We start from the raw sequence: 12,904 nt of genomic DNA, 5'->3' as shown, positions 1-12,904 counted from the left end.
GCCCTCCTGCCCCATATTGATCGGGGAAGGGGGAAACTGAATGCCAGTTACGTCTTTTGCACTTCTCGTCCTCGCCGTGATCGGCGCTGCCGGCCTGACGGTCGTCGCGCTGAACGCGTGGGGGCTCTGGACAGTGCTTCCGCTGATGATGGTGCTCGCCGCTTTCGCCCGCTGGGCGCTGGGGCATGTGCCCTTCGATGACAGCCACCAGTCCTGACGATGCGACGCTCAGGGATGACGGCCTGGCCCCGCGTGGAGCGGGCCGCGTCCTTCTGATCGCCTGCGGTGCGCTGGCCCGCGAAATCCTCGATCTGACACGTCTGAACGGCTGGGATCACCTCGATCTCGCCTGTCTCCCCGCCATCCTCCACAACCGGCCAGACCGGATCGTGCCCGCGCTGGAAGAGGCTCTGGCGAAGCACGGACGGGGCTATGACGCCATCCGCGTCGTCTATGCCGATTGCGGCACCGGCGGCGCGCTGCAGGCGGCCTGCGACCGGCTCGGGCTCGAGATGGTCGAGGGGCCGCATTGCTACGCGTTCTACGAGGGCCTCGACGCCTTCGCCGCCCGCGACGAGATCGACGCCTTCTACCTCACCGATTTCCTCGTGCGGCAGTTCGACGCCTTCGTCTGGAAGCCGCTGGGGCTCGACCGCCATCCCGAGCTGCGCGACGCCTATTTCGGCCATTACCGGACGCTGGTCTACCAGGCCCAGACCGACGATCCGGCGCTGACCGCGCTGGCGGAGAGCCATGCCGAGAGGCTCGGGCTTGCCTTCGAGAGACGCCTCACCGGATACGGCGATCTTGAGACCACGCTGGCGCGTTGGAGCGCCGAGGCGCGCGCGCGGACCTAGCGCCCGATGTCCTGAAGGATGGTCGAGACCGGCACCAGCGCCACTTGGCTGGCGCGGTCTTGCAAGCCCCAGAGCACCAGCGCCGAGAGCGTGTCGGCCCGGAGCCGTCCCATCATCACCACCGCGCCCTCCTGCCGCGCCCGGAAGGCGGCCTGGTCGAGAAACCGGCGCTGCACCCGCGCATCCTGACCGTCGCCGTCGAAATCCCGGAACACGGTCTCGGCGGCGACGCCTTCGCGGCGGGCTAGCGCCTCGGCGGTGTTGAGACCGCCCGGAAGGAGCACGAGCCCCCTGCCCTCGGACGCCAGGAGACCCGCCACCTGCTCGGTCACGGCGCGGTTCGATTGCAGGCTTGATTGTGGGCTTTCGAGGATCGCGACGCTTTCGGGCAAGATGGCGACCGAGGCCTCGAGCACGGTGGCCGCGTCCTGCGCGCTCGCGCCTTCGGGCACGGCGGCGAGCGCCAGAACCTCGAAGCCCTTGGCCCGGTAGCCGCGCATCCGCTCGGTGGCGTCGGGCGCGGCGGGATCGATGGCGAAGCTGACCGGGAACGGCATCTGGTCGATGGCGCTCGGCCCCAGCGGCCCCGAGCCGTCGTCGATCAGAACGACCGACAGACGCGGCTGGTCGCCTTCCGGCGCGGGCGCCTCTGCGGCGTAGCGCAGGAGCGGCGGCAGATCCTCGGGCGACGGGCCCTTGTCGGTGGTTTGCTCGGGCGCGCCTGGGTCCGGTTCGGCCTCGGGCTGCGTGTCCGCGACGGTCGGCAGGCGGCGCGTTGGCACCGCGCTTTCGCGGTTGAGAAGAGAGCCCGCGGGACGCCCGATCCCGGGCCCGGAGGTCGCGGGCGTCTCGGGCTCGGGGTCAGGCTCGGGCAAGGCGGCGATGACCGGCGGTTCTGCCTCGGTCTCGGCCGGTGCGGGGGCGAGCGTGTCTGTCTCCGCCATCTCCGGCTCACGCGCCGGTTCCGCTGGGGTCACTGGCTCGGTTGTGTCCACTGCGGTGTCGGGCTCGGACGCGTCGGGGATACCGGGCGTCTCGGCAACCGGCGCGGAGATCTCTGGTTCCTGGGTCTCGGTCTGCGCGTCGGGCTCGCTGGAAGAATTCGCATCCTCGGTCGGCGCAGCCTCTTCGGAGCCTGCGCCCGCATCCGCCACGAGACCGCTCTCGGCCTCGGGCATGGCGGGCAGAGGCGGCTGCGCGGGATCGGTCGAGATCGAGGGATCGCCCGTTGGCACGGGAACCGTGGGGCGCTCCGGCCCGCCGGTCGCCAGCATCGGCGCATCGGTGCCGAGCGAGGGTGCGGATGGGGCGTCACCGGTTTCGGGGGCCGCAAGCGGGTCCGTGGCGATCTCGACCTCGGGACGCGCGGCAGGTGCGGCGATCGCGGGTGCGCCTTCGATGCCCTCGGCGGTGGGCTGGGACAGGTCGGGATTGCCGACCCGTGCGACCTGCGCTTCATCCCCGGGACGGCGCGCAGGCGCGGGCGGCTCAGGGATCTCGGCCGTCTCGGGCGTCGGCGCGTCCTGCGGGACGTCACCCGTGTCCTCCCCGGATGGCGCAGCGGACGCGGGAGCCTGGGTTTCGGTCGGCTCAGAGCGCCCCGGCTCCTGCGTGGCCTCGGCGGTCTCCGGCTCGCCCTCGTCCGGCTCGGACACCGGCGCGACCGGCACAGGCTGCGAATTGGTCTCGGTTGCGGGCGGCTCGATCAGCGTCTCGGGCGCCTCCGCCGTCTCGGTCTCGCGCGGCGCGGATGCCTCGCCGGACGACATATCGGGAGCCTTGGACGGCTCAGGCGACGGCGCGACGGCGGCTGTGCCTCCGGAGGCCCCCGGCAGGCGCGGCATCGCCTGCTCGATCCGCCCGAGCGCCACGGACAGTCCCGACGCCGCGATCACCGACACCACCAGGCCCGTTGCGGCGCCCGCCAGAAATCCCCGTGCCATGTCGCCAGACCCTCTTGCTGCCCGTGTCGTCCTCAGCCGGTCTCTCGCGGACCGCTTCGCGGCGCGGGCGCCCTTGACGCCGCATTGCCGCTCGGCCCATCTATACCGCGAACCGCCGCTCTGCGACCAGCCCCGAGTTCCGCGCTTCGACGCGCGCCTGATCGAAAAGACCCATGCTGCTTCTCATCGATAATTACGACAGCTTCACCTACAATCTCGTGCATTACCTGGGCGAGCTCGGCGCCGAGGTGAAAGTCGCCCGCAACGACGCGTTGAACGTGCAGGAGGCGATGGCGCTGAAGCCTGAGGGCATCCTGCTCTCGCCAGGCCCCTCGGACCCCGACCACGCCGGCATCTGCCTCGCGCTCACGGCCGCCGCCGCCGAGACACGCACGCCGCTCATGGGTGTCTGCCTTGGGCACCAGACCATCGGCCAGGCCTTCGGCGGCACGGTCCGGCGCCATGACGAGATCGTGCACGGCAAGATGGGCAAGATGCATCACGCGGGCGGCGGCGTCTTCAAGGGCCTGCCCTCGCCCTTCGCGGCGACGCGCTACCACAGCCTTGTCGTCGAACGCGCCACGCTGCCCGAGTGCCTCGAGGTCACGGGCTGGCTCGAGGACGGCACGATCATGGGGCTCAGCCACAAGACCCTTCCGATCCACGGCGTCCAGTTCCATCCCGAGAGCATCGCCTCGGAGCATGGTCACCAGATGCTGCAGAATTTCCTCGACGTGATGAAGGTCCCGGCATGAGCGACCGCCTGAAACCGCTGATCGGGGCCGCCGCAGAGCGCCCGCTCACCCGCGACGAGGCCGAAGCCGCCTTCACCGTCCTCTTCGAGGGCGACGCGACGCCCGCGCAGATCGGCGGACTTCTGATGGCCCTCCGGACGCGCGGTGAGTCGGTCGACGAATACGCCGCAGCCGCTTCGGTGATGCGCGCCAAGTGCCACAAGGTCGTGGCGCCCGTGGGCGCGATGGACATCGTCGGCACCGGCGGCGACGGCAAGGGCACGCTCAACATCTCGACCGCGACGGCCTTCGTGGTCGCGGGCGCGGGCGTCCCGGTCGCCAAGCACGGCAACCGCAACCTGTCGTCGAAATCCGGCGCGGCGGATGCTCTGGGCCAGATGGGCGTGAACGTCATGCTCGAGGCCAAGCGCGTCTCCGAGGTGCTTGCCGAGGCCGGTATCTGCTTCATGATGGCGCCCATGCACCATCCCGCCATGGCCCATGTCGGCCCGGTGCGGCTGGAGCTTGGCACAAGAACGATCTTCAACATCCTGGGGCCGCTCACGAATCCCGCAGGCGTCAAGCGCCAGCTGACCGGCGCTTTCAGCCGCGCGCTGATCCGGCCGATGGCCGAGACCCTCGCCGCGCTCGGCTCGGAGCGCGCCTGGCTGGTGCACGGCTCGGACGGCACCGACGAGTTGAGCATCAGCGGGGTCAGCTGGGTCGCCGCGCTGAACGAGGACGGCTCGGTCACCGAGCACGAGGTTCATCCCGAAGAGGCCGGTCTGCCCGTCCATCCGTTCGAGGCCATTCTCGGCGGCACGCCCGAAGAGAACGGCCGCGCCTTCCGTGCGCTCCTGGCCGGGACCGAGGGCGCATATCGCGACGCGGTCCTGCTGAACGCCGCCGCCGCGCTGGTCGTCGCCGGACGCGCCAGCGATCTCCGCGAAGGCGCCGGTCTCGCGCGCGAGAGCATCGACAGCGGCGCGGCCCTAGCCCGGATCGAGACGCTGGCCCGCCTGACCCAGGGATGAGCCTGACCCCGCCGGCCGCCTGGGCGCATCTTCCGTTCTTCACAGACCGGCTGCCGGGCATCTCGGCGGCGCTCGCCGCAGATCCGCGCCAAATCCTGCCTCCGGAGCCGCAGATCTTTGCAGCGCTCGAGGCCGCGGCTCCCGAGGATGTCCGCGTCGTGATCCTGGGCCAGGATCCCTATCCGACGCCGGGCCATGCCCACGGGCTTGCCTTTTCGGTCACGGATGGAACGCCCCTGCCCCGCTCTCTTCGCAATATCTACATGGAGTTGTCGGACGACCTTTCCGTGATGCGTGAAACCGGATCGCTCCTCGGCTGGGCCGATCAGGGCGTGCTCCTCCTCAACACCGCGCTCACCGTGCCCGCGGGAGAGGCCGGCGCGCATGCGCGCTTGGGATGGTCGGAGCTGACGCGACAGGTGCTCGGCGCGCTATCGAATCGCCCGCGCGCCTTCGTGCTCTGGGGCGGGCATGCGCAGGGATTTTCGGACGCCATTGGCGGCGACGACCACCTCGTCCTGGGCTCAGCGCACCCCTCGCCACTCTCGGCCCGGCGGGGCTTTTTCGGCTCGCGCCCCTTTTCGCAGATCAATGCATGGCTTAAGGCAAGGGGCGAGACGGAGATAGATTGGGGACGCGCATGACCGACACCATTCTGGACAGGATCAAGGCCTACAAGCTGACCGAGATCGCCTCGGACAAGGCGACGATGCCGCTGAGCCTGATCGAAGAGGCCGCGAAGAACGCCGACCCCGTACGTCCCTTCGCGGAGGCCCTGCGCCGCGCCCAGTCCACCGGCTACGGCCTGATCGCCGAGGTCAAGAAAGCGTCGCCTTCCAAGGGTTTGATCCGAATAGATTTTGACCCCGCCACGCTCGCCGCTGCCTATGAGCGCGGCGGCGCGACCTGCCTTTCCGTCCTGACCGACATGCCGAGCTTCAAGGGCGCGAAGCCCTATCTGACGCAGGCCAGGAAGGCGACGCGCCTTCCCGCGCTGCGCAAGGATTTCATGTACGATCCCTACCAGGTGATCGAGGCGCGCTCGCTGCATGCCGACTGCATCCTGCTGATCATGGCGACCCTGTCCGACGAACAGGCCGCCGAGCTCGAAGCCTGCGCGACCGAGTGGGGCATGGACGTTCTGGTCGAGGTCCATGACCGCGAGGAGCTGGATCGCGCGCTCACCTTGAAATCCAGGATGATCGGCGTGAACAATCGCAATCTCAAAACCTTCGAGACCTCTCTTGATGTGACGAAGGAGCTTGCCGAAGGTCTCCCCGAGGACATCCTTCTGGTCTCTGAAAGCGGCTTGTCGACGCCCGCCGATCTCGCCGAGATGGCCAGGTTCGGGGCGCGCAGTTTCCTCATCGGCGAAAGCCTGATGCGGCAGGACAATGTCGAAGCCGCAACGGCGCAGCTGCTCGCGGATCCGGTGGCCTGATGGCGGAGCTGACGCATTTCGACGCCAAGGGCGATGCCCATATGGTCGATGTCTCCGACAAGCCGTCAACGGCCCGCGTTGCCGTGGCCGAGGCCTGGGTCAAGATGGCGGCCGAGACCTTCGCGCTGATCACCGAAGGTCGCGCCAAGAAAGGCGACGTGATCGGCGTCGCGCGTCTCGCGGGCATCATGGGCGCCAAGAAGACGCCCGAGTTGATCCCGCTCTGTCACCCTCTGCCCGTCACCAAGGTCGCGGTCGAGCTCGAGCCCGATGCCGACCTGCCGGGTCTGCGCATCACCGCGACCGTCAAGACGACCGGTCAGACCGGCGTCGAGATGGAGGCGCTGACCGCCGCCTCGACCGCGGCGCTTACGGTCTACGACATGGCCAAGGCTGTCGATCGCGCGATGGAGATCGGCGGGTTGCGGGTGGTGCTGAAAGACGGCGGCAAATCCGGCCGGTACGAGGCGCCATGATCTCGGTCGAGGACGCGCTCGACGCGCTCTTCTCGCTGGTGACGCCTCTGCCGAAGGAGGTCGTCGCCCTGACCGATGCCGATGGCCGGGTCTTGGTCGAACCGGTCACCGCAAAGCGCGACCAGCCGCCCTTCGCGGCGTCTGCCATGGATGGCTACGCGGTCGCGTCCTGCGCCCCGGGCGAGACGCTCGAGGTGATCGGAGAAAGCGCCGCAGGGCATCGCTTTGACGGTCAGGTCGGGCCCGGACAGGCCGTGCGCATCTTCACCGGGGCTCCCGTGCCAGGTGGCGCCACGCGCGTGATCATCCAGGAGGACACCGAGCGCGACGGCGATCGTATCCGCATCTCGTCGGACCCAGAGACGGCGACTCATATCCGACCCGCCGGTGCCGATTTCCGCGCGGGGTTCCAACTCGACGCGCCGCGGCGGCTCTGGCCCGAGGATATCGCTCTGCTGGCGGCTCTCAATGCGGATCGCGTTTCGGTATCGCGGCGACCGCGCGTCGCCCTGATCTCGACCGGCGACGAATTGGTGATGCCGGGAGAGGCCCCTGCATCCGATCAAATCGTGGCATCGAATATCTTCGGGTTGAGCGCGCTTTTCACGCGCGCCGGTGCGGAATGCCGGGTACTCCCCATCGCGCGCGACAGTGTGACGGCGCTGCGCGAGGTGATCGGCTTGGTCGACGATGCCAATCTGGTCGTCACGATCGGCGGCGCGTCCGTCGGTGATCACGATCTCGTCGCCAAGGTCGCAGGCGAACTTGGGTTGGAGCGCAGCTTCTACAAGGTGGCGATGCGACCGGGAAAACCGCTGATGGCGGGGCGCCTCGGCGGCGCGATGATGATCGGCCTGCCCGGGAACCCGGTTTCAGCCATGGTCTGCGGACATGTCTTCGTCTGCCCGGTGCTGAACGCGATGCAGGGACTTCCCGCGGAACCAACGCCGCTTTCGGCAGCGCCGTTGTCTAAGCCGGTTGGGCCCAACGGACCGCGTGAGCACTACATGCGCGCCCGCTGGAAAGACGCGGGTCTCGAAATCGAGGACCGACAGGACAGCTCGCTTCTGACTGTCCTGTCCGGCAGCGATGCGCTTGTCGTGCGCCCGCCGAATGACGGTCCTCGGGCTGCGGGTGAGCTTGTCTCCTACCTTCCGTTGCGCCGCATCCCCTCGCTCGGGTGAAGACACTTACCTTCGGTTCCATCACGACAATCGCGCGGCCACAGTGTCGGTCAGGTCGTTCAGAGAAAACGGTTTTGCCAAGAACGACGCGTTCGGCATCTGGTGCGCTGCGTTATCGAGCGCGTCTTCGGCGTAACCCGAAACGAAAACCACGCCGATATCCGGTCGCTGCTCGCGGGCTTTGCGCACCCAGCTCGGACCGTCTAGCCCCGGCATGATGACGTCCGAAACAAAGAGATCGACCTCAACCCCTGCATCCTCGAGGATCGCGAGCGCGGCTTCGGCGCAGTCCGCTTCGATCACGGTATAGCCGCGGAGCTTCAGTGCACGTGACGCGAAAGCCCGGACCGGCGCCTCGTCCTCGACCAGCATGATCACGCCGTCTCCGGATGCCTGGATCGGTCTCGGAGCTTCGAGCTCTGGTTTGGGCGCGGCATCGATCTGCCCTTCGTAGACGGGGATAAGGAGTTGGAAACAGGTGCCTTTACCGACCTCGCTATCGACGAAAATGAACCCGCCCGTCTGCTTGATAATGCCGTAAACTGTGGAGAGTCCGAGGCCGGTCCCTTCGCCTTGGCGCTTGGTGGTGAAAAACGGCTCGAATACTTTCTGGAGCTTGTCTCGTGGGATGCCGACGCCGTGGTCGGTGACGCGCACGCGCACATAGGAACCGGGCGCGACGACCGCACGGTCGCGTTTCAAGGGTTCTGTCAGCACGACGCGATCCGTCTCGACCGCGATGACACCGCCATCGGTCATCGCATCGCGGGCGTTCACCACGAGGTTCATCAAGACCTGCTCGAGTTGCCGACGGTCCCCGCGTATGTTCGGAAGCGCCGGATCATGGGTCAGTTCCAGCCGGACCCGCTCTCCGACCAGACGGTTGAGCAGATGCGCCAGGTCCGAGAGCGTGTCACGCAGGTCGAGCACTTCGGGCCGAAGGGTCTGCTTGCGGGAGAATGCCAGAAGTTGTCCGACCAGCGCCGCGGCGCGATTGGCGTTCTGGTTGATCTGGACCAGATCCCCGAAATCCGGATCGCCGCTGTCGTGGCGCAGGAGAAGCAGGTCGCAATGACCCGAGATCGCCGTCAGAAGATTGTTGAAATCATGGGCCACCCCGCCGGCAAGCTGGCCGATTGCCTGCATTTTCTGGCTCTGGACGAACTGCGCCTCAAGCGATTTCAACTCGGTCGCGTCGTTCAGCACCGCGATCAGGACGGTCTCGCCCTGCTCGAAGATTCGGCTGAGGGTGACCTGAACGAAGACTTCCCGGTCGTCGCGTGTCAGCCGCAGGAACTCGGAATGGTTCAGGGCACGACCGGCGGCGGCCTCGGCCAGCCAATCCGGGATGGAGCGACCCAGACCTTCCATGAACTGCGACAGCGGTGCGCCCGCGATCTCGGAGGCGGCGAGAAGCGTCTGCGCTTCGCGGTTGGCGCGGAGGATTGCGCCGTCAGGGTTCAGGCGCAGGAGCGCGATCGGAAGCGTGTCGAATTCCGACTCACCCTGGTCCGGCGATGCCGGAAGCAGCGTCATTTCCCGGCGACCGGGACCGGTCTCGAAAATGCCGATCACGAAACTTTCGACACCGTTGCGCGTCAGGACCTGCTGCGCCTTGCCGGACAGGACCGGTCCCTTGGGAATAAGGTCGGACAGCGCGCGCAACCGACGCCCGATGAGGTCACGCGCGGCCGCGTTCATCGACAGAACGACATCGTTGCGACCCAGGGTGATTGTCGGCAGGGCATCCTGCGAGGCCGCGGCGGCATCGACCCGCGCGAACCGCCACAGGCGCAGCCCAGCAGGCAGTCTTTGGAGCGAGATGCGCAAGGGGCCGTCGCGCAGCTCGACCTCGGCGCTGGTGCTCGAGGCGGTCCGGAGGCCCTGTTCGACCCGGTGCAGAACCTGTCCGGGAGCCGCCAGATAAGGGCGGAGAAGAATGGGCAGGCTTCCGCCTTCTTCGATATCGTAATCCCGCCGGGCCTGCGCATTGGTGTCGAGGACCGTTCCGGCCTCGTCGCAAATCAGGGCGGCCGTGCTGTCCTCGGCGATGAGGCTTGCGGCGAGGTCCATGCCGAGACGCTGGTCGCGCCTGAGAAACACCCGACCAAGCGCCCAGATCACCAACAAGACCGTGGCCGCAGAGACCATGGCGGCGGCGAGATGCGCGCCGCCGAGAAACACCAGCAAGGCACCGGCGCCGCCGACGCCACACACAAGTCCGGTGAGCGCAAGCGCGCTTCTCGACGGGCTCGCGACGCGCGCCCCGAACTTTTCGGTCATGGTCATGTGCGATTCTGCTCCCTCGTTCATCGCGACACGGGAGACACTTCGCCATAGCGGTCTTAATAGTGGTTTAATGTCCCTCGAAGAGACTCGTAAAAGTTGATTCCAAGTCTCGTCAACGACAGAATAACACGCATAGGTAGAATCCATCCCCGGCGTGATCTGGAAGAAACCGTAGTTCGTCTCCCCGCTCCCACTTCGGATTGCGGTCGAGAAAGCTTTTGATCTGACTGGAGTTTTCCGCGGACAGGATCGAGCATGTGGCATAGGCCAGCGCGCCTCCGGGCCCGACGAGCGTCGCGGCCCGATCGAGGATCTCGGCCTGAACGGTCAGGAGGTCGTCCAGATCGCCCGGAGACAGACGCCATTTCGCTTCGGGCGCGCGGCGCCACGTCCCGCTGCCCGAACAGGGCGCATCGCAGAGAACGAGGTCATAGGTACCCTCGGGGGCAGGCACGATCCGCAGATCCGCACCGGCGCGGGCCGCGCGCGCGGGCAGATCGGCCATGCGGCGCGGCGCGGCGTCGTGGCAGTCGATCCGGCCGCCGGTTTCCGCTGCCATGGCCAAGGCCTTGCCGCCGCCCCCGGCACAATAATCCAGAACGCGCGCGCCGGGCTTGAGCGGCAGCGCTGCGACAATGGCCTGGCTCGAGGCGTCCTGCAGCTCGACACGGCCGTCCTGATAGGCGGCGCTCTGCGCCACGCGGCGTGGATTGCTGGTGACGGTCAGCGCCAGAGGCGCTCGGGGGTTCGGCTCGGTCTCGATGCCCTCCGCGGAGAGATCGGCGCGGGCGGCCTCGAGCGTGGTCTTGAGACGGTTCACGCGCAGGGTGACCGGGGCGCGGTGGCGCAGGGCCTGGGCCGCGGTCTCGGCCTCGTCGCCCAGGTCATCGGTAAATCGGCGGGCCAGCCAGTCGGGCAGATCCCAGGCGGCTGCGCCTTCGGGCGCGGCGCCTGCGGCACGCTCGGCGTCGCTCAGAGGCTCCGGCGCGAAGCGCTCTCCGGTGAAGAGGGTCTCGGGGTCGATGCCAGACGCCCTGAGAAGGCCGATCATGCGCCCGCGCCCGCTTTCGGAGCCGCCGAGCACGGCGGAAGAGCGCCATTGCCGGAGCGCGTCGAAGACGTGATCGCGCACGGCGGCGCGGTCCTTCGACCCCGCATAGCGCGATCGCCGCCCCCAATCCGTCAGGACCTGCTCCGCCGCCGCGCCCGAGGCGATCCGGTCGAGGCATTCGATCGCGGCCTGAACGCGCGCAGCCGGGGTCACCGGCTCATCCGATCCGGTAGTTCGGGCTTTCGCGGGTGATCTGCACGTCGTGGACATGGCTTTCGCGCAGGCCCGCCCCGGTGATCTTCACGAACTGGCAGTTGGCACGCATCTCGTCGACGGTGGCGCAGCCGGTATAGCCCATCGCGGCACGGAGGCCGCCCACGAGCTGATGGATCACCGCGCCGGCCGCACCCTTATAGGGCACCTGCCCCTCGATCCCTTCGGGCACGAGCTTGTCCGAGGCGGCGTCCTTCTGGAAATACCGGTCGGCCGAGCCGCGAGCCATGGCGCCGAGCGAGCCCATGCCGCGATAGGCCTTGAAGGAGCGGCCCTGGTAGAGGATCACCTCGCCCGGGCTTTCATCGGTTCCGGCGATCATGCTGCCGACCATGGCGCAGGACGCGCCCGCGGCGATGGCCTTGGCGAAATCGCCGGAGAACTTGATGCCGCCATCGGCGATCACCGGCGTGTCGCCCGCGGCCGAGGCGCAATCCATGATCGCGGTGAGCTGCGGCATGCCGACGCCCGCGACCATGCGCGTGGTGCAGATCGAGCCCGGGCCGATGCCGACCTTGACCGCATCGGCGCCCGCGTCGATGAGCGCGCGGGTGGCCTCGGCGGTGGCGACGTTCCCGGCGATCACCTGCAGCTCGTTCGAGAGCCGCTTGGCGCGGGTCACCGCCTCCAGCACGCCGCGGGAATGACCATGGGCGGTGTCGACCACGACGATGTCGACGCCCGCATCTAAGAGCGCCTCGGTGCGCTCGAACCCGGAATCGCCGACCGAGGTGGCGGCGGCGACACGCAGACGCCCAAGCCGGTCCTTGCAGGCGGTGGGGTTGAGCACGGCCTTCTCGGTGTCCTTGAGCGTCAGGAGACCGGTGAGCTTGCCGCTGGCATCGGTGATGAGGAGCTTCTCGATCCGCCGCTCGCGCATCAGGTCGATGGCCTGGTCGCGGTCGGCGGGCTCGCGCAGGATGGCGAGATTGTCGGAGGTCATCATCCGCGCGACCGGGGTCTCGTCCTTCTGGGCGAAGCGCATATCGCGGTTGGTCACGATCCCCACCACGCGCCCGCTTTCATCCACCACCGGGAAGCCGGTGAAGCCGTAGCGCTCGGTCAACGCCTTGGCATCGGCGAGCGTCTGGTTCGGTGTCAGGGTGACCGGGTTGTAGACGATGCCGCTCTCGAAGCGCTTGACGCGGCGGACCTCGCGGGCCTGCTCTTCGACCGAGAGGTTCTTGTGGATCACGCCGATCCCGCCGGCCTGCGCCATGGTGATCGCCATCCGCGCCTCGGTGACGGTGTCCATGGCCGAGGACAGAAGCGGGATGTTCAGCGCGATGGACCGTGTGACCCGGGTCCGCGTGTCCGCGGTCGACGGGAGCACGCCGGATTCGGCGGGAACCAGTAGCACGTCGTCGAAGGTCAGCGCCTCGCGAATCTCCATGGGGGTCTCCTCGGGAGCGGTTCGGTTGGCGCGTCCCTATCGCATGGGTGAGCGGGATTGGAAAGACCGGTTCGGGGAAATGCGGCGCGCGCGGGCTGTGGCGGTCTGTCGCTGCGTCAGACGTGGGTGATCTTGTGAGCGGATGCGCCTTGGATCGCTGCGCGATGCGAGAGGCGCTGCCTCTCGCGCTCTCCGGGATATTTCCGGACAGATGAAACTCTGTGCGGGG

Annotated in this window: 12 protein-coding genes; 8 read left to right on the top strand and 4 right to left on the bottom strand. The window is 68.0% G+C overall.

Features of this window, described 5'->3' with window-relative positions:
* Window positions 1–40: 40 nt before the first annotated feature.
* Entirely contained in the window at window positions 41–217 is a 177-nt protein-coding gene (locus ACFQ4E_RS08790; protein ID WP_386802646.1) for a hypothetical protein, read from the top strand.
* Window positions 198–857 (top strand): DUF1638 domain-containing protein, encoded by a 660-nt coding sequence (locus tag ACFQ4E_RS08785; protein WP_386802644.1) that lies wholly within the window; start codon window positions 198–200, stop codon window positions 855–857. Before ACFQ4E_RS08790 ends, ACFQ4E_RS08785 begins: the two co-directional genes overlap by 20 nt.
* On the opposite strand, the gene ACFQ4E_RS08780 is transcribed toward ACFQ4E_RS08785, so the two are convergent.
* A complete protein-coding gene (locus ACFQ4E_RS08780; RefSeq protein WP_386802641.1) occupies window positions 854–2,800 on the bottom strand; it encodes a divergent polysaccharide deacetylase family protein in 1,947 nt (648 codons plus the stop codon). The two genes, ACFQ4E_RS08785 and ACFQ4E_RS08780, sit on opposite strands and share 4 nt — an antisense overlap.
* 173 nt (window positions 2,801–2,973) lie before the next feature.
* Between ACFQ4E_RS08780 and ACFQ4E_RS08775 the strand changes: the two genes are divergently transcribed.
* Genes ACFQ4E_RS08775 through ACFQ4E_RS08750 form a run of 6 tightly spaced genes read left to right on the top strand, consistent with a single transcriptional unit; the run spans window position 2,974 to window position 7,669 of the window.
* The gene (locus ACFQ4E_RS08775; RefSeq protein WP_386802639.1) at window positions 2,974–3,555 is read left to right on the top strand and encodes an anthranilate synthase component II; all 582 of its coding nucleotides are present in this window, start codon (window positions 2,974–2,976) and stop codon (window positions 3,553–3,555) included.
* Window positions 3,552–4,568 (top strand): anthranilate phosphoribosyltransferase, encoded by a 1,017-nt coding sequence (gene trpD, locus ACFQ4E_RS08770; RefSeq protein ID WP_386802637.1) that lies wholly within the window; start codon window positions 3,552–3,554, stop codon window positions 4,566–4,568. The genes ACFQ4E_RS08775 and trpD overlap by 4 nt, the downstream gene beginning before the upstream one ends.
* On the top strand, window positions 4,565–5,212 hold the full coding sequence (locus tag ACFQ4E_RS08765; RefSeq protein WP_386802635.1) for a uracil-DNA glycosylase: 648 nt from the start codon (window positions 4,565–4,567) through the stop codon (window positions 5,210–5,212). Before trpD ends, ACFQ4E_RS08765 begins: the two co-directional genes overlap by 4 nt.
* On the top strand, window positions 5,209–6,009 hold the full coding sequence (gene trpC, locus ACFQ4E_RS08760; RefSeq protein ID WP_386802633.1) for an indole-3-glycerol phosphate synthase TrpC: 801 nt from the start codon (window positions 5,209–5,211) through the stop codon (window positions 6,007–6,009). Before ACFQ4E_RS08765 ends, trpC begins: the two co-directional genes overlap by 4 nt.
* Window positions 6,009–6,485: a cyclic pyranopterin monophosphate synthase MoaC gene (gene moaC / locus ACFQ4E_RS08755; RefSeq protein ID WP_386802631.1), complete on the top strand. Its 477-nt coding sequence runs from the start codon at window positions 6,009–6,011 to the stop codon at window positions 6,483–6,485. The genes trpC and moaC overlap by 1 nt, the downstream gene beginning before the upstream one ends.
* Window positions 6,482–7,669, top strand: coding sequence for a molybdopterin molybdotransferase MoeA (locus ACFQ4E_RS08750; RefSeq protein ID WP_386802629.1), 1,188 nt, complete (start codon window positions 6,482–6,484; stop codon window positions 7,667–7,669). The genes moaC and ACFQ4E_RS08750 overlap by 4 nt, the downstream gene beginning before the upstream one ends.
* Before the next feature lie 21 nt (window positions 7,670–7,690).
* On the opposite strand, the gene ACFQ4E_RS08745 is transcribed toward ACFQ4E_RS08750, so the two are convergent.
* From ACFQ4E_RS08745 to guaB, 3 genes are all read right to left on the bottom strand, one after another.
* Window positions 7,691–9,952, bottom strand: coding sequence for an ATP-binding protein (locus ACFQ4E_RS08745; protein WP_386802715.1), 2,262 nt, complete (start codon window positions 9,950–9,952; stop codon window positions 7,691–7,693).
* Between the two features lie 118 nt (window positions 9,953–10,070).
* Window positions 10,071–11,222, bottom strand: coding sequence for an RsmB/NOP family class I SAM-dependent RNA methyltransferase (locus ACFQ4E_RS08740; protein ID WP_386802627.1), 1,152 nt, complete (start codon window positions 11,220–11,222; stop codon window positions 10,071–10,073).
* A gap of 4 nt (window positions 11,223–11,226) precedes the next feature.
* Complete coding sequence (gene guaB, locus ACFQ4E_RS08735; protein WP_386802625.1) at window positions 11,227–12,675, bottom strand: IMP dehydrogenase; 1,449 nt, start codon at window positions 12,673–12,675, stop codon at window positions 11,227–11,229.
* Window positions 12,676–12,904: the final 229 nt, after the last annotated feature.

The organism is Litorisediminicola beolgyonensis (genome assembly GCF_042679605.1).
GTDB lineage: Bacteria > Pseudomonadota > Alphaproteobacteria > Rhodobacterales > Rhodobacteraceae > Litorisediminicola > Litorisediminicola beolgyonensis.
The sequence above is the reverse complement of the archived record's forward strand: the minus strand, read 5'-3'. Positions and strand labels throughout refer to the sequence as shown.